The organism is Blastomonas sp. UPD001 (assembly GCF_003426715.1).
Taxonomy (GTDB): Bacteria; Pseudomonadota; Alphaproteobacteria; order Sphingomonadales; family Sphingomonadaceae; genus Blastomonas.
The window spans coordinates 550,428-566,883 of the sequence record NZ_QKVT01000001.1; the positions used below are offsets into that span (position 1 = coordinate 550,428).

The 16,456-nt window shown below is 65.6% G+C and carries 14 protein-coding genes; 12 read left to right on the top strand and 2 right to left on the bottom strand.

Translation table 11 applies throughout. From position 1 onward, the window contains the following. Positions 1-263 precede the first annotated feature (263 nt). The 4 genes from DM995_RS22080 to DM995_RS02620 all read left to right on the top strand — a co-directional run bounded on the left by DM995_RS22080 (position 264) and on the right by DM995_RS02620 (position 7,715). Positions 264-533 (top strand): hypothetical protein, encoded by a 270-nt coding sequence (locus tag DM995_RS22080; protein ID WP_232823997.1) that lies wholly within the window; start codon positions 264-266, stop codon positions 531-533. Beyond that, a complete protein-coding gene (locus DM995_RS02610; RefSeq protein ID WP_116968402.1) occupies positions 533-3,649 on the top strand; it encodes a GAF domain-containing protein in 3,117 nt (1,038 codons plus the stop codon). Before DM995_RS22080 ends, DM995_RS02610 begins: the two co-directional genes overlap by 1 nt. Positions 3,650-3,882: 233 nt before the next feature. Further along, complete coding sequence (locus tag DM995_RS02615) at positions 3,883-5,187, top strand: MFS transporter (RefSeq protein ID WP_116970293.1); 1,305 nt, start codon at positions 3,883-3,885, stop codon at positions 5,185-5,187. Between the two features lie 257 nt (positions 5,188-5,444). Then, positions 5,445-7,715, top strand: coding sequence for a TonB-dependent receptor (locus DM995_RS02620; RefSeq protein ID WP_232823998.1), 2,271 nt, complete (start codon positions 5,445-5,447; stop codon positions 7,713-7,715). A gap of 83 nt (positions 7,716-7,798) precedes the next feature. On the opposite strand, the gene DM995_RS02625 is transcribed toward DM995_RS02620, so the two are convergent. Then, positions 7,799-7,993 carry a hypothetical protein gene (locus tag DM995_RS02625; protein ID WP_023838782.1) on the bottom strand — a complete coding sequence of 65 codons (195 nt, stop codon included), beginning with the start codon at positions 7,991-7,993 and terminating at the stop codon, positions 7,799-7,801. A gap of 19 nt (positions 7,994-8,012) precedes the next feature. Then, positions 8,013-9,335, bottom strand: a complete 1,323-nt coding sequence (locus DM995_RS02630) for an MFS transporter (protein ID WP_116970294.1) — start codon at positions 9,333-9,335, stop codon at positions 8,013-8,015. 138 nt (positions 9,336-9,473) lie between these two features. Between DM995_RS02630 and cyoA the strand changes: the two genes are divergently transcribed. Genes cyoA through DM995_RS02665 form a run of 8 tightly spaced genes read left to right on the top strand, consistent with a single transcriptional unit; the run spans position 9,474 to position 16,289 of the window. Further along, positions 9,474-10,679 carry a ubiquinol oxidase subunit II gene (gene cyoA, locus DM995_RS02635; RefSeq protein ID WP_232823999.1) on the top strand — a complete coding sequence of 402 codons (1,206 nt, stop codon included), beginning with the start codon at positions 9,474-9,476 and terminating at the stop codon, positions 10,677-10,679. Continuing rightward, positions 10,676-12,697: a cytochrome o ubiquinol oxidase subunit I gene (cyoB, locus tag DM995_RS02640; protein WP_116968405.1), complete on the top strand. Its 2,022-nt coding sequence runs from the start codon at positions 10,676-10,678 to the stop codon at positions 12,695-12,697. The genes cyoA and cyoB overlap by 4 nt, the downstream gene beginning before the upstream one ends. A 4-nt stretch (positions 12,698-12,701) precedes the next feature. Continuing rightward, on the top strand, positions 12,702-13,328 hold the full coding sequence (cyoC, locus tag DM995_RS02645; protein WP_116968406.1) for a cytochrome o ubiquinol oxidase subunit III: 627 nt from the start codon (positions 12,702-12,704) through the stop codon (positions 13,326-13,328). Continuing rightward, positions 13,328-13,714 (top strand): cytochrome o ubiquinol oxidase subunit IV, encoded by a 387-nt coding sequence (gene cyoD, locus DM995_RS02650; protein WP_116968407.1) that lies wholly within the window; start codon positions 13,328-13,330, stop codon positions 13,712-13,714. The genes cyoC and cyoD overlap by 1 nt, the downstream gene beginning before the upstream one ends. Beyond that, on the top strand, positions 13,711-14,418 hold the full coding sequence (locus tag DM995_RS02655) for an SURF1 family protein (RefSeq protein ID WP_502696568.1): 708 nt from the start codon (positions 13,711-13,713) through the stop codon (positions 14,416-14,418). Before cyoD ends, DM995_RS02655 begins: the two co-directional genes overlap by 4 nt. Then, the gene (locus DM995_RS22725; RefSeq protein ID WP_353653345.1) at positions 14,415-14,723 is read left to right on the top strand and encodes a hypothetical protein; all 309 of its coding nucleotides are present in this window, start codon (positions 14,415-14,417) and stop codon (positions 14,721-14,723) included. Before DM995_RS02655 ends, DM995_RS22725 begins: the two co-directional genes overlap by 4 nt. A 58-nt stretch (positions 14,724-14,781) precedes the next feature. Further along, positions 14,782-15,753: a sensor histidine kinase gene (locus DM995_RS02660; protein ID WP_353653346.1), complete on the top strand. Its 972-nt coding sequence runs from the start codon at positions 14,782-14,784 to the stop codon at positions 15,751-15,753. Next, positions 15,750-16,289, top strand: coding sequence for a response regulator transcription factor (locus tag DM995_RS02665; RefSeq protein WP_116968408.1), 540 nt, complete (start codon positions 15,750-15,752; stop codon positions 16,287-16,289). Before DM995_RS02660 ends, DM995_RS02665 begins: the two co-directional genes overlap by 4 nt. Positions 16,290-16,456 lie beyond the last annotated feature (167 nt).

Here is a 16,456-nt window from a genome sequence, read left to right on the forward strand (position 1 = left end):
CGGCAGCACGATTGCGCGAGGACCCCGTGGTCAATCCGCGCACGGCGGCTGCCACCGCTTGAGCGAGCACCCGCCGCTCGCTCCCGATCGCGCAACACCGTTCGACGACGCCACGCCCGCGCCCGGCGCTTCTGCGCAACCTGCCTGGTCGCCGCTCCGGGCGCCGCGTGTCCCTTCAGGCCAATATCGGCGCGATTGCTGACACCGGTGCACCGACTTGAGCCTGGGGCGCGGAACCCAATCCCATTTGCCGAGTTTGCTCAATGGCGTTCAAGAACACCCGAAGACGCACTGTTTCAGGCGTTTTCAAACCGATGCGCAAGCAATTTGGGCCGCATTTGCGGGCATTGGAGGGCTATCCGAAACGCGCCTTCAACCAGGCGACGGGAGGCCTGAAGCGGGTGATGACGAGCCACACCGATCTGCTCGGCAGCATGAGACGCGGCTCGTCGGGCCCGCGCCACGCCCCCGTTTGTCCCCCTGTCAGCCCAGACCCAGACTGCCCGCGCGCGGCCATGAACGAAAGCCAGTAATGAAGACTCCCGAGATATCCGATATCGAGCAGGCGCGGCAGGATGCAAAGCGCATCGGAGCGGAAATCGGCGGGCGCGACAAGGGCACCGACCCTTTCGTCGCGGCCGTCCGCGCGACGCGCATGCCGATGGTGATCACCGATCCGCGCCAGCCCGACAATCCCATCGTGTTCGTCAACGACGCCTTCTGCCGCCTGTCGGGATACGAGCGGGCCGAGATCGTCGGGCGCAATTGCCGGTTTCTGCAAGGCCCGCGCACCGATCGCGATTCGGTGGCGAAGGTGCGTCAAGCGCTGCAGGAGGTGCGCTCGATCGAAATCGATCTGCTCAACTACCGCAAGGATGGCGAGACCTTCTGGAACCGGCTGCTGCTCGCGCCCGTGCATGATGCCACGGGCCAGCTGGCCTATTTCTTTGCCAGCCAGCTCGACGTCACGCTCGAGCGCGAGCGGCTGGAGAATCTCGAGAACAGCAACGCCGCGCTGGTCGCGGAACTGGCGGGGCGGCTGCGCGAGCAGAAGGCCAGCGAGGACGAACTGCGCTTCACGCTCGATGCCGGCCGCTTTGGCGCGTGGAGCCTGACGCTGCCCGGCCACGAGCTGACCACGTCCGCGACGTGCCGCCTGAACTTCGGCTGGACCGGCGACCGCCCCTTTACCTATGCCGATCTGCTCGCTGCCATCCATCCGGACGACCGGGAGCAGGTGCAACGCGAGCTCAGCTCGAGCGTCGAGCAGCGCACCGATTGCGACATCGATTTCCGGGTGGTGATGCCCGATGCCGATGTGCGGTTCGTGACGATGCGCGGACGATCGAGCTATCTGACCAACGGCGCGCCCTACAAGATCACCGGCATTTCGCTCGACATTACCGAACGCGTGCGCGCCGAACGCATGCGAAAGGGCCTGGTCGCGCTGTCCGATGCCTTTCGCGATCTGGACAACGCGGCCGATATCTCGTTCACCGCAGGGCGCATCCTGGGTGAGACGCTCGATGTCGATCGCGCCGGCTATGGCACGGTCGATCCCGTCGCGGAGACGATCACCATCGAGCGCGACTGGAACGCGCCGGGTGTCGAAAGCCTCGCCGGCACGCTCAATTTCCGCGACTATGGCAGCTATATCGAAGATCTGGTGCGCGGCGAGACGGTGGTGTTCGAGGACGCCGACATCGATCCCAGGACACGCGATACCGCAGACGCGCTCAAGGCCATCACCGCACAGGCGGTGGTCAACATGCCCGTCTCCGAGCAAGGCGAAACGGTGGCGCTTTTCTACCTCAACCACGGCCGGGCGCGCGTCTGGCGCGAGGATGAAATCGATTTCCTGCGCGAAATCGCCGACCGCACCCGCACCGCGGTCGAACGCCGCCGTGCCGAGCTCGCGCTGCGGCTGGCCAACGAGCGGCTCACGTTCCTCGATTCGGTCGGACGCGCCACGACCGCAGCGGGGGATGCCGATGCGGTCATGAAAATCACCACGCGGATGGTGGGTGAGCAGATGGCGGTATCGAACTGTGCCTATGCCGATGTCGACGAGGATCAGGACAGCTTCACCATCCGCGGCGACTGGGCCGCGCCTGGATCGCCGTCGATTGCCGGGCATTACAGCCTCGCCCTGTTCGGCAGGCGTGCGGTGACCGAGCTGCGCGCGGGCCGGCCGCTGATCCTTCATGACATCCCGGCGGAGCTTGCGCCGGACGAAGCCGCCACCTTCCAGAATATCGGCATCAGCGCGACGATCTGCATGCCGCTGATCAAGGAGGGACGGCTGATCGCGATGATGGCAATCCACGACAAGGCCCCGCGCGAGTGGCGGCCCGACGAGCTCACGCTGATCCGCGACGTTGCCGACCGGTCCTGGGCGCATATCGAGCGCGCGCGGGCGGAAGGCGAGCTGCGCGATCTCAACGCCACGCTCGAAGCGCGGGTCGAGGAACGGACCGGCCAGTTGGTCAGGACCGAGGACGCGCTGCGACAGTCGCAGAAGATGGAGGCCGTGGGCCAGCTGACCGGCGGCCTGGCGCATGACTTCAACAACCTGCTCGCGGCGATCGGCGGAAGCCTGGAAATGATGCAGGCCCGGCTCAGCCAGGGCAGGCTCGATACGCTCGAGCGATATTGTGCCGCAGCGCAGGGCGCGGTCAAGCGCGCCGCATCGCTGACCCACCGGCTGCTCGCCTTCTCGCGCCGACAGACGCTCGACCCCCGCCCGGTCAATGTGAACCGGCTGATAGCGGACATGGAAGAATTGGTGCGCCGGACGATCGGTCCGCAGGTCCATCTCGAGATCGTCGGGGCGAGCGGGCTGTGGACGACGTTCGTCGATGCCCATCAGCTCGAGAACGCGCTGCTCAACCTGTGCATCAACGCCCGCGACGCGATGCCCGAAGGCGGGCGGCTGACGATCGAGACCGCCAACAAGTGGTTCGACGACCGATCGGCGGCCGAACAGGCACTGCAGCCCGGGCAATATGTGTCGCTCTCGGTCACCGATACCGGAACCGGGATGGCGCCCGATGTCATCGCCCAGGCGTTCGATCCCTTTTTCACCACCAAGCCGCTGGGTCAGGGAACGGGTCTTGGATTGTCGATGATCTATGGCTTCACCCGCCAGTCGGGCGGACAGGTGCGGATCTATTCGGAGGTCGGCCAGGGGACGACGATGTGCCTGTATCTGCCGCGGCATACGGGCGCGCAGGCATCCGAACCGGTCGTTACCGACGAGCGAGCCGAATCGGCGTCGAGCAACGGCGAGGTGGTGCTGGTGATCGACGATGAGCCGACCGTGCGGATGCTGGTCGGCGAAGTGCTCACCGAGAACGGCTATCGTGCCATCGAGGCGTCCGATGGACCTTCGGGGCTGAGCATTCTCAACTCCGATGTCCGGATCGACCTTCTGATCACCGATGTCGGCCTGCCCGGCGGGTTGAACGGCCGCCAGGTGGCGGACGCGGCGCGGATGGTCCGGCCCGACCTCAAGGTGCTGTTCATCACCGGCTATGCCGAGAACTCGACGATCGGCCACGGGCATCTCGACCACGGGATGTCGATCATGACCAAGCCCTTCCATCTGGACATGCTGGCGCGCAAGATCCGGGACATCCTGTCGAGCTAGCCGGTGATCGGGCAGCCGTCGTACGGTATGGCCGGGCGGAAGGAGACGCCCATGGTGCGCGCAGGATAGCGATGCGGCTTGCATTGCGCTTTGGGACGGTGGCGATTACCCAGCTTGGCCAGGGCTCGGCGCGATCGCGCGCCGCTTCGCTCGCTCGCTTCGCATGGGACGAATATGGAACAGCTTCGCAAATCGCGCACCATGGCCGGCCCCTGCCGGAAGCCGGCGCGCCGATGACCGCCGCTTCGCCTCCCAGCCATCGCCCGACCACGCGCGCGCGCGCCAAGGCCATTATCGGAGGGTCCACGGGCAATCTGGTCGAATGGTACGACTGGTATGCCTATGCGGCGTTCACGCTCTATTTCGCGCCGCATTTCTTCCCCTCGGGCGACAGCACCGCGCAGCTGCTCGGCGCGGCGGCGGTGTTCGCGGTGGGCTTTTTCATGCGGCCGATCGGGGCCTGGGCGATGGGCATCTATGCCGATCGCAAGGGGCGCAAGAGCGGGCTGGCGCTGTCGGTCTCGCTGATGTGCGCCGGATCGCTGCTGATCGCGGTCGCGCCGACCTATGAGACCGCAGGCCTGCTCGCGCCGGCTTTGCTGGTGCTCGCGCGGCTGATGCAGGGGCTTTCGGTCGGCGGCGAATATGGCGCGAGCGCGACCTATCTGTCTGAAATGGCAGGCAAGGGACGCCGCGGCTTTTTCTCGTCCTTCCAATATGTCACGCTGATCGGCGGGCAGCTGCTGGCGATCGGCGTGCTGCTGGTGCTGCAGGCGGTGCTGAGCGAAGCCGCGCTCGACGCCTGGGGCTGGCGCATTCCCTTTGCCATCGGCGCGGCGCTCGCAGTCGTCGTGTTCTGGATCCGGCGCGGCCTGGCCGAGACCGAGAGCTTTGCCAACGCACAAGCCAGCGATGCGCCGAAATCGGGCATGCTGGCATTGTTCCGCCATCACCCGCGCGAGGCGCTGACGGTGATGCTGATGACCGCAGGCGGCACGCTCGCCTTCTATGCCTTCTCGATCTACATGCAGAAGTTCCTGGTCAACACCTCGGGCTTCGACCGCGAGACCGCCTCGCGGATCAACGGCGCGAGCCTGTTCGTGTTCATGCTGCTGCAGCCGGTGGCGGGCGCACTCAGCGACCGGGTGGGGCGCAAGCCTTTGCTCGTCGGCTTCGGTGTTCTGGGAGTCCTGGGCACCTACCCGCTGTTCGCCGCGCTGGAGACCACGCGCGATCCAATGACGGCCTTTGCGCTTGTGCTCGCCGGGCTGGCGATCGTCACCGGCTATACCTCGATCAACGCGGTGGTGAAGGCCGAGCTGTTCCCCGCGCATATCCGCGCGCTGGGCGTCGCGCTGCCCTATGCGCTGGCCAACACCATCTTCGGCGGCACCGCGGAATATGTCGCGCTCAGCTTCAAGGATGCCGGATGGGAGCGTGGCTTCTACTGGTATGTCACCGGCATGATCGCGCTTTCGCTCATCGTCTATATCCGCATGCGCGATACCCGGACCACAAGCGCCATCGTCGAAGACTGATCACGCCCGTTCGCGGCGCGGGCGGTGCGCTCCGGTCTGGAAGCCAAGCCATTGATAAGGATCGACAAGGCTGCCTGCCTTGGTGACACAATCCTGTATCAAAAACGCCACATGTTTGAAGAATGTTGCGGCGCAGCGAGAGACGAATTGACGGCAATGCCGCATTTCGGCGATGGCTGGGACACGTGATGACAGGCCAATGGCTTGTCACATTTCCGCAACATTCGTCATATTGGGGGTTTTTACCGATGCGTGCCTTGTCCCATCGCCTGGTTTCGTCGATCGCGCTGTCCGCCGCGGCCTTCGGCTGCGCCCTGGCCTCGCCCGCAGCGGCGCAGACAGCTGGCGAGCAGGCCGATGAAGCCGAGCGCGGCGTCGGTGTCATCGTCGTCACTGCGCAGAAGCGCGAGCAGGACCAGCGCGACGTGCCGCTGTCGATCTCGACGCTGAGCAACGATGCGCTGGCGGCGGTGCAGGCGGGCGGCGGCGACATTCGCGGCCTCGCCGGACGCGTGCCCAACCTCAATATCGAAAGCTCGTTCGGCCGCAGCTTCCCGCGCTTTTATATTCGCGGTCTCGGCAACACCGATTTCGACCTCAACGCCTCGCAGCCGGTCAGCCTGGTCTATGACGATGTCGTGCTGGAAAACCCGATCCTCAAGGGCTTCCCGATCTTCGATCTCGACCGGATCGAGGTGCTGCGCGGCCCGCAGGGCACGCTGTTCGGCCGCAACACGCCCGCCGGCATCGTCAAGTTCGATATGGTCAAGCCCGGCGCCGATGGCGGCTATGCCAAGGCGAGCTGGGCGCGGTTCAACACCATCCAGCTCGAAGGCGCGGTCGGCGCGAACCTTGGCAACGGCTTCTCGTTCCGCGCCTCGGGCTTCTACCAGCACCGCGACCACTGGGTCGACAATGTCGACAATGGCGCGGGCGATGACCTGGGGGGCTATGACGATTTCGCCGGACGGCTGCAGCTGCAGTACGAGGACGGCCCGCTCACCGCGCGGCTGACCGGCCAGGTCCGCGTGCTCGACGGATCGGCGATCCTGTTCCGCGCGAACGTGTTCCAGCGCGGCAGCAACGAACTGATCGGCCTAGGCGGCCCCGGCACCGAGTTCCGGCGCGACCGGATCCGTTCGGACGGGATCAATTTCCAGGAGCTCAACACCTATAATGTCGGCCTGACAGTCGACTATGATTTCGGCCCGGCAACGCTGACCTCGGTCACGTCCTACTGGAACGGCAATCTCAAGAGCCGCGGCGATATCGACGGCGGCTTCGGCAATGCCTTCGCGCCCAGCCAGGGGCCCGGCGTGATCCCGTTCTCGGCCCAGACCCGCGACGACGTGCCCAGCCTAGACCAGTACACGCAGGAAGTGCGCCTCGCCTCGAACAACCAGACCGGCCTCGGCTATCAGATCGGCGGCTTCTTCTTCAACGAGCGGCTCGACATCACCACGCTCGATTATGGCGCGCCGGCCGATACCGTGGCCGCTGCGGTCGCGGTGCAGCGCCAGGTGACCAATGCCTTCGGCCTGTTCGGGACCTTGAGCTACACGTTCGACAACGGCCTGATCCTCCAGGCCGGCGCGCGCTACAATGACGACGACCGCGATTTTGCCGCCGCGCGCCCGATCGACACGCGTCCCGGATTCCTGGGCTTTGGCGGACCGGTGCCCACGCTACGCACCGAGGCCAAGGCGAACCTGCTGACCTGGGACCTGAGCGCGGTCTATCCGGTGAGCGATGCGGTGAACATCTTCGCCCGCGCCGCGCGCGGCTATCGCGCGCCCTCGATCCAGGGCCGCCTCGCCTTCGGTCGCGCGCTGTCGGTCGCCGATGCCGAACGCACCATGTCGTACGAGACCGGCATCAAGACCGTGCTGTTCGATGGCGCGGCGCGGTTCAACCTGACCGGCTATTATTTCAACACCGAGGACCTGCAGCTGACCGCGGTCGGCGGCGGCGGCAATGTCACCGCGCTGCTCAATGCCGATGATGTCGAAGGCTATGGCTTCGAGGCCGAGCTGGCCGCGCGGCCGACCGACGGGCTCGACCTCAGCATCGGCATCGGCTTCAACGAGAACGAGATCAAGTCGCCGGGCCTGGGCGTGGCCGGATGCGGCGCGCCGTGCACCGTGCTCGACGCACCGGTCGCGGGCCGTCCGGGCATCTTCTCGATCGACGGCAACCGCCTGCCGCAATCGCCCAAATGGTCGGTCAACTGGACGGCCGGCTATGCCCATCCGGTGGGAGATGGCGAGCTCTATGTCTTCACCGACTGGTATTATCGCTCGCGCATCCAGTTCTTCCTCTACAATTCGGTCGAGTTCAGCGACGACAGCCTGATCGAGGGCGGCCTGCGCTTCGGTTATCGCACCAGCAATGGCCGGCTCGATGTCGCGGCCTTTGCGCGCAACATCACCAACAATGTCTCGGCCACCGGCGGCATCGATTTCAACAATCTGACCGCCTATGTGAACGAGCCGCGCGTCTTCGGCGTCGAGGTCGGTACGCGCTTCTGAACCCTGGCCAGACGGGCTTGAAAACACGAAAGGGGAGCAGCGATGCTCCCCTTTTGCGTGCCCGGGTCAGGCTTTCGTACCCGCTAGCCCCACCAGCCGAGCAGCGCCGCGATCACCGTTGCGCCACCGATCGGCGCCACGATCGCAAGCAGCAGGTTGAGGCCTATCGCCTGCATCAGCCGCTTTTCCTGCGCGGGGCTGATGCGGCGGGGCGGCCTTGGCGGCCGGGCGCGCGGCGGATCGAAGGGCGGCCAGTCGGGATCGAACGGGACGAACATCGCTGGCCCTGTCTGCCCCTTATTGCTGCTGGCCGAGTTCGCGGTTGAACCAGAGCGCGATCAGCGTCGCCAGCGCGCCCGAGAGCAGATAGGCCCCAGCGGCGAGCAGCCCGTAATTGGCCGAGAGCCACAAGGCGACCATCGGCGCAAAGCCGGCACCGAACAGCCAGGCGAGATCGGAGGTCAGCGCCGAGCCGGTATAGCGGTGCTTGAGCGGGAAGGATGAGGACAAGGCCCCCGAGGACTGGCCAAAGGCGAGCCCAAGCAGGATGAACCCGCCGAACATGAACGCCGCCTCGCCCGCCCCGCCGGCATCGAGCAGCTGCGGCGCGAACCCGCTGAACGCGGCGATCGCCACGGCGGTCGCGGCGAGCAGGTTGCGGCGGCCATAGGCGTCTGCGAGCTTGCCCGAGGCGAGGATCGCGAGCACGCCGAGCGCTGCCGCCACCGCCTCGATCAGCAGGAAGCGCACCGGCGATTCTTCGGTGAACAGGAACACCCAGCTCAAGGGATAGACCGTCACCATGTGGAACATGGCAAAGCTGGCGAGCGGGGCGAACGCGCCCAGCACGATGATCCGCCACTCGCTGCGCACGGTCGCGAGCACCGGCTCAGGCTGGAGCGTCTGGCTCTCGAACAGCTCGGTATATTCGGGCGTCACCACGATGCGCAGGCGCGCGAACAGCGCGACGACGTTGATCGCGAAGGCGACGAAGAACGGATAGCGCCAGCCCCAGGCGAGGAAATCCTCTGCCGGCAGCGCGGAAATCAGGAAGGCGAACAGCAGGCTGGCGACGATCAGGCCGAACGGCGCGCCCAGTTGCGGGATCATCGCGTACCAGCCGCGTCTCTCCTTGGGCGCATTGAGCGCGAGCAGCGAGGCGAGACCATCCCACGAGCCGCCCAGCGCCACGCCCTGGCCCATGCGGAACAGGGCGAGCAGCAGCGCCGAGCCGATGCCGATACTGGCATGGCTGGGAAGGAACGCGATCGCCGCCGTCGATCCGCCGAGCAGGAACAGCGCGATGGTGAGCTTGGCGCCGCGACCATAGGCGCGGTCGACCGCGGTGAAGATCAGCGTGCCCGCCGGCCGCGCGACAAAGGCGAGCGCGAAGATCGCGAACGACCAGAGCGTGCCTTCGAGCGGATCGAGATAGGGGAAGACCAGCTTGGGAAAGACCAGCACCGAGGCGATGGCATAGACGAAGAAGTCGAAGAATTCGGACGTACGCCCGATGACCACGCCGATCGCGATCTCGCCCGGCCCGACCGAATGGCCATCGTCATTGACCGCGCGAGCATCGCGTTCGGCCTCGGTCGTGGGGACGGTGTCGGCCACCATGGGCATTTCCTCGAGCTTGGAGCGGGTAAATTTCTACACGCGCCTTATGCAACTTTGATCCAGATCAATGCACTTGGACAAAATGTCCTATGTGCGCTTGCAGCATGCAGGTCTAATTGGGCGGTCATGTCGCGCTCCATGACTCGCCTTCGCCTGCCGCCGGCCATTGCCGCCGCCTGCCTGTTGCCGCTGCTCGGCGGATGCAACATGGTCGTGCTCGACCCCGCGGGCGATGTCGCGCAGCAGCAGGGCGATCTCGTCGTCATCTCGACGCTGCTGATGCTGATCATCATCGTCCCCGTCATGGCGCTGACCGGCTATTTCGTGTGGAAGTACCGCGCGGCGAACGAGACCGCGACCTACAAGCCCGACTGGGACCATTCGACCCAGCTCGAGCTTGCCATCTGGGCGATCCCGCTGCTGATCATCATCTGCCTGGGCGCGGTGACCTGGGTCGGCACGCATCTGCTCGACCCCTATCGCCCGCTCGCGCGCACCGCGCCCGGACAGGCCGTGACCGAAAAGGACAAGCCGCTCGAGGTGCAGGCGGTGGCGCTCAACTGGAAATGGCTGTTCATCTATCCCGAACAGGGCATCGCCACGGTGAACGAGCTTGCCGTGCCCGAAGGCCGCCCGCTGAAGTTCCGCATTTCCTCTTCCTCGGTCATGAACAGCTTCTATGTCCCTGCCATGGCCGGGCAGATCTATGCGATGCCGGGCATGGAGACCAAGCTGCACGCGGTGTTCAACGAGACCGGGCGCTTCACCGGCTTTTCCGCGAACTACTCGGGCGCGGGCTTTTCGAACATGCGCTTCGGCGTGCGCAGCCTGAGCGCGGAGGATTTCGCCAAATGGACCGCGAAGGCACGCGCCGAGGGCCAGACGCTCGACCGCGCGACGTATCTGAAGCTCGAACGGCCGAGCGAGAAGGAGCCGGTGCGCCATTATGCGCGTGTCGAGCCCGATCTGTTCGACCGCATCGTCAACCTATGCGCCGAGCCGGGCAAGATGTGTATGCACGACATGATGGCGATCGACGCGCGCGGCGGCATGGGGCTCGCCGGCCTGCACAATGTCCGCCAGCTCTCCTATGACAAGCACGCCGCGCGCGGCACCGGCGACACCGCCAGCGACCGCTATATCGCCGAGAACTGCACCAATCCCGAACTGCTCGGCGAAAGCCTCAAGCGGATCGAGGATCGCGTGATCGATCTTTCAAGCCTGACCGGTGCAGGTCTGCCCCGGCCCGGCGGCCCGCGCTTCATCGCGCGCAAGACGGCCCCCCAGGCTTCCCCGAAACCTTCCGAGCTGAGCCAGGCCGGAACCACGGACCCCGTATCATGAGCACCGACGCCGTCCCCTCCACCTCCGCCGCCGAGCCGACCTTCCTGTTCGGCAAGCTCGGCTGGAACTCGCTGCCGCACGATCCGATCGTGCTCAGCACCATGGTCGTGGTGATCATCGGCGGCATCGGGCTGCTCGCCTTGGTGACCCGCTACAAGCTGTGGGGCTATCTGTGGAAGGAGTGGTTCACCACGGTCGACCACAAGAAGATCGGGATCATGTACATGATCCTCGGCCTCGTCATGTTCCTGCGCGGCTTTGCCGATGCGATCATGATGCGGCTGCAGCAGGTCATGGCGTTCGGCGGGTCCGAGGGCTATCTCAATTCGCACCATTACGACCAGATCTTCACCGCGCATGGCGTGATCATGATCTTCTTCGTCGCGATGCCGTTCATCACCGGGCTGATGAACTATGTCGTTCCGCTCCAGATCGGCGCGCGCGACGTGTCCTTCCCGTTCCTCAACAATTTCAGCTTCTGGATGACCACCTCGGGCGCGGTGCTGACCATGGCCTCGCTGTTCGTCGGCGAGTTCGCCGCGACCGGATGGCTCGCCTATCCGCCGCTTTCGGGTATTGCCTACAGCCCCAGTGTCGGGGTGGATTACTATATCTGGGCGCTGCAGATCGCGGGCGTTGGGACCACCTTGTCGGGGATCAACCTGATCGTCACGATCCTCAAGATGCGCGCGCCCGGCATGGGCCTGATGAAGATGCCGGTGTTCACCTGGACTTCGCTGTGCGCCAATATCCTGATCGTCGCCAGCTTCCCCGTGCTCACCGCGGTGCTCGCGCTGCTGACGCTCGACCGTTATGTCGGCACCAATTTCTTCACTAACGACTTTGGCGGGTCGTCGATGATGTACGTCAACCTCATCTGGATCTGGGGCCATCCGGAGGTGTACATCCTGATCCTGCCGCTGTTCGGCGTGTTCAGCGAGGTCACCTCGACCTTCTCGGGCAAGAAGCTCTTCGGCTATACCTCGATGGTCTATGCGACGGTGGTCATCACGATCCTGTCGTACGTCGTGTGGCTGCACCATTTCTTCACCATGGGCTCGGGTGCGAGCGTCAACAGCTTCTTCGGCATCACCACGATGGTGATCTCGATCCCCACCGGGGCCAAGCTGTTCAACTGGCTGTTCACCATGTATCGCGGCCGCATCCGCTACGAGCTGCCGATGATGTGGACGGTGGCGTTCATGCTCACCTTCACCATCGGCGGGATGACCGGCGTGCTGCTCGCGGTGCCGCCTGCCGATTTCGTGCTGCACAACTCGCTGTTCCTGATCGCCCATTTCCACAACGTGATCATCGGCGGCGTGCTGTTCGGCATCTTCGCGGCGATCAACTACTGGTGGCCCAAGGCGTTCGGCTTCAAGCTCGATCCGTTCTGGGGCAAGGTCAGCTTCTGGTGCTGGGTCCCCGGCTTCTGGGTCGCCTTCATGCCGCTCTACGTGCTCGGCCTGATGGGCGTGACGCGCCGGATGCGGGTGTTCGACGATCCTTCCTTACAGATCTGGTTCGCCATCGCCGCTGTGGGCGCGCTGATGATCGCCGCCGGCATCGCCGCGATGCTCATCCAGTTTGCCGTCAGCATCTGGAAGCGCGAGGCACTCGCCGAGACGACGGGCGATCCGTGGAATGGCCGCACGCTCGAATGGGCGACCAGCTCGCCCCCGCCCGATTACAATTTCGCCTTCACCCCGCGCATCCACGCGCTCGATGCCTGGTACGACATGAAGGCGGCGGGCGTCGAGCATCCGGCCGAGGGCTACAAGGACATCCACATGCCGTCGAACACCGGCGCCGGCGTCATCCTGGCGGGGATCAGCACCGTCGCGGGCTTTGCGCTGGTCTGGCATATCTGGTGGCTGGCGGGGCTCGGCCTGGTCGGGCTGATCGGCGCGGCGATCGCGCACACGTTCAACTACAAGCGCGATTTCCATATCCCGGCCTCGCAGGTCGCCGCGACCGAAGCGGCGCGGCTGCGTCAGTTGCAAGCGGCAGGAGCCTGAGCCCATGAGCAGCACCACCCTGCCCGCCGGCAACGACAAGCCGGTCTATTACGAGATCGACGAGCATCCGCATCCCGAGGGCCACAGCACCTTGCTGGGCTTCTGGATCTATCTGATGAGCGACTGCCTCATCTTCGCGATCCTGTTTGCCTGCTATGCGGTGCTCGGCGGCAACCTCGCCGCCGGTCCCGGCCCGAAGGACCTGTTCGACCTCAACCTGATCGCGCTCAACACTGCGATGCTGCTGTTCTCGTCGCTGACCTATGGCCTCGCGATGATCGCGATGCAGAACAGGAACCTGCGCCATGTCCAGATGTGGCTTGCGGTCACCGGCCTGTTCGGCGCGGCGTTCCTTGCGATCGAGCTCTACGAATTCTCGCACCTGATCCATATCGGCGCGACGCCGCAGCGCAGCGCGTTCCTCTCGGCCTTCTTCACCCTGGTCGGCACGCACGGGCTGCACGTCACCTTCGGGCTGGTGTGGCTGGTGACACTGATCGTCCAACTCGGCCGCCATGGCCTCAACCCCGCCAACCAGCGCCGCGTTGCGTGCCTCAGCCTGTTCTGGCACTTTCTCGACGTGATCTGGATCGGCGTGTTCACCTTTGTCTATCTGATGGGAATGCTGTGATGAGCGCTGCCACCACCCATGCCGAACAGGCCGAGCATGACAGCCACGGCATCGAGATCCCGCACGCCTCGTATCGCGATTATACGATAGGCTTCGTCCTCTCGGTCATCCTGACCGCGATCCCGTTCGGCCTGGTGATGACCGGCGCGCTTTCGCCAGCGGTCACCGGCGTGACGATCCTGGGCCTCGCCGTGGTGCAGATCGTCGTGCACATGGTCTATTTCCTCCATATGAGCCCCAAGGCCGAGGGCGGCTGGTCGATAACCTCGCTGATCTTCACGATCATCGTCGTCGGCATCATGCTCTCGGGCTCCTTGTGGGTGATGAGCCATCTCAACACCAACATGATGCCCCAGGCGCATGAAGAGATGAGCCAGATCCCGTGACCCGGGCCCGGCCAGCCGCGCGGGTCGTGCTGGTCGTCTCGCTGCTCGCGCTGGCGATGGCGGGCTTCGGCCTTGCCGCCTGGCAGGTGCAGCGCCGCGCGTGGAAACATGCGCTGATCGAGGCGGTCGACAGCCGCAGCACCGCCGCGCCGGTTGCCGCGCCCGGCCCCGACCGATGGCCGCGCATCACCCAGGAGCGCGACGCCTATCGCCGGGTCACCTTTGCGGGGCGCTTTGCGCATGATCGCGAGACGCTGGTCCAGGCCGTCACCGAACGCGGCGGCGGCTACTGGGTGCTGACGCCGCTGGTGGGTGGGCGCTTCACCGTGCTGGTCAATCGCGGCTTCGTGCCCCCCGACCGGCGCGATCCGGCGACGCGCGCGGCGGGCAATCCGGCAGGCGTGGTGCGGGTTACCGGCCTGCTGCGCATCACCGAGCCGGGCGGCGGCTTCCTGCGCTCGAACGACCCCGGCGCCGATCGCTGGTATTCGCGCGATGTCGCCGCGATCGCCGCCGCGCGCGGCCTCGAGCGCACTGCCCCCTATTTCATCGACGCCGATGCCGCGCCTAATGCCGGCGGCTATCCGGTGGGCGGGCTCACCGTCATCCGCTTCAGCGACAACCATGCCGTGTACGCCTTCACCTGGCTGGCGCTCGCGCTCGGGTGCCTGTTCGGCGCAAAGCTGGTATGGCAGCGGCGATGATCGCGACCCCCGCCCCCCAGATCACCGATGCCGTGCGGCGCAACATGGCGCTGCTCATCCAGCTGCGCTGGCTTGCGGTCGGCGGGCAGCTGTTCACGATCCTGCTGGTGCACGGGCCGATGGGCATCGCGCTGCCGCTCGCGCCGCTGCTCGCGGCGATCAGCCTGCTCGTGTTCATCAACATCGTCACGCTGTACATGCTGCGCCGGTTCGAGGCGGGGCTCGAATATGCGCTGTTCACTGCGCTGATGTTCGACATCGCGGCGCTCACCTGGCAGCAAGAAAGAAGACTATGCAGTTATTAAAGGAGCTATACCCAGAGACATAAAGTATAGATTCAAGGTCGCCAATCCGTTTGCGGCTTTGTTCCTGCTGCAGGTGGTGATCGGCGCGATGGTGCTGCGCCCGGCGGCATCCTGGGCGATGGTCGCGGCCTCGCTCGGCGCACTGGCGGTGCTCGCGATCGATCCCGTCCCGCTCGCGCTGCCGCCCCAGCTGCAGGACGAGGAGTTCAGCCTCTACCTGCAGGGCAGCTTTGTCTGTTTCGGGCTGATCGCGGTGCTGCTGGTCGCCTTCGTCACCCGCATCGCGCGCAACCTGCGCGAACGCGATGCCGCGCTCGCCGCGATCCGCCAGCGGGCAGCGGAAGAGGACCATATCGTGCGCATGGGCCTGCTCGCCTCGGGCGCGGCGCATGAACTGGGCACCCCGCTCGCCACGCTTTCGGTGCTCGTCAACGACTTCCGCGCGATGCCCGAGCTGAAGGCGGCGGACCTGTCCGCCGATCTCGACGACATGGAAAACGCGGTGCAGCGCTGCAAGACGATCGTCAGCGGCATCCTGATGTCCGCCGGCGAGGCGCGCGGCGAGGCGACCGAGCGCACCACGATGCGCGCGTTCCTGCGCGACATCGTCGACGAATGGCAGGTGACGCGCGGGCTCGATGCGCTCGAATATCACGACCGGTTCGGCCAGGATGTCGCGATCGTCTCCGACCCCGCGCTGCGCCAGGTGATCGGCAATGTGATCGACAATGCGGTCGATGTCTCGCCGCAATGGGTCGGCATCCGCGCCGCGCGCCAGGGTGAGGCGCTCGAGCTGACCGTGACCGACAGGGGCCCCGGCTTTGCGCAGGACATTCTCGAGGGCCTCGGCAAGCCGTACCGATCGACCAAGGGCAAGCCCGGCGGCGGCCTGGGGCTGTTCCTGCTCGTCAACGTGATGCGCAAGCTGGGCGGAGAGGTGCGCGCGGGCAATCGCGAGCAGGGCGGCGCCGAAGTCACCATATGGTTGCCGCTGGATGCCATCGCCTATCCGACAGGAGCGCGGACATGACCGACACCCGTCAGTTGCTGATCGTCGAGGATGACGAAACCTTCGCGCGCACCCTGAGGCGATCGTTCGAGCGGCGCGGCTATGCGGTCGAATCGGCATCGGGCCATGACGGACTGGTCGCGCTGCTCGACACCGGCCTCAAACCCACGCACGCGGTGATCGACCTGAAGCTCTCAGGCTCGGTCTCGGGCCTGACCTGCGTCCAGGCCGTCCGCGCCGCTGCGCCCGAGGCGCGGATCGTGGTGCTCACCGGCTTTGCCAGCATCGCGACGGCCGTCGAGGCGATCAAGCTGGGCGCGGACCATTATCTCGCCAAGCCGTCGAACACCGACGATATCGAAGCCGCCTTCGCCCGGACCGAAGGCGATGCCGATACCGCGCTCGACACGCGCCAGTCCTCGATCAAGACCGTGGAATGGGAGCATATCCACCAGACCCTGGTCGATACCGGCTTCAACGTGTCGGAAACCGCGCGCAGGCTGGGGATGCACCGCCGCACCCTGGCGCGCAAGCTGGAGAAGCGGCAGGTGCGGTGAGGCGCGGCTGCGCTTGGCATTATCCCAGTTCGTCACCCAACCCCCGCTCAGCCTGAGCCTGTCGAAGGCCCCGCGCTTCCCGGCCCATCTACTGAACGTCACCCCCGCGCACGCGGGGGTGTGGATTCACGTTTGAAGTGCAACACTGGTTTGAATGTCATGGAATG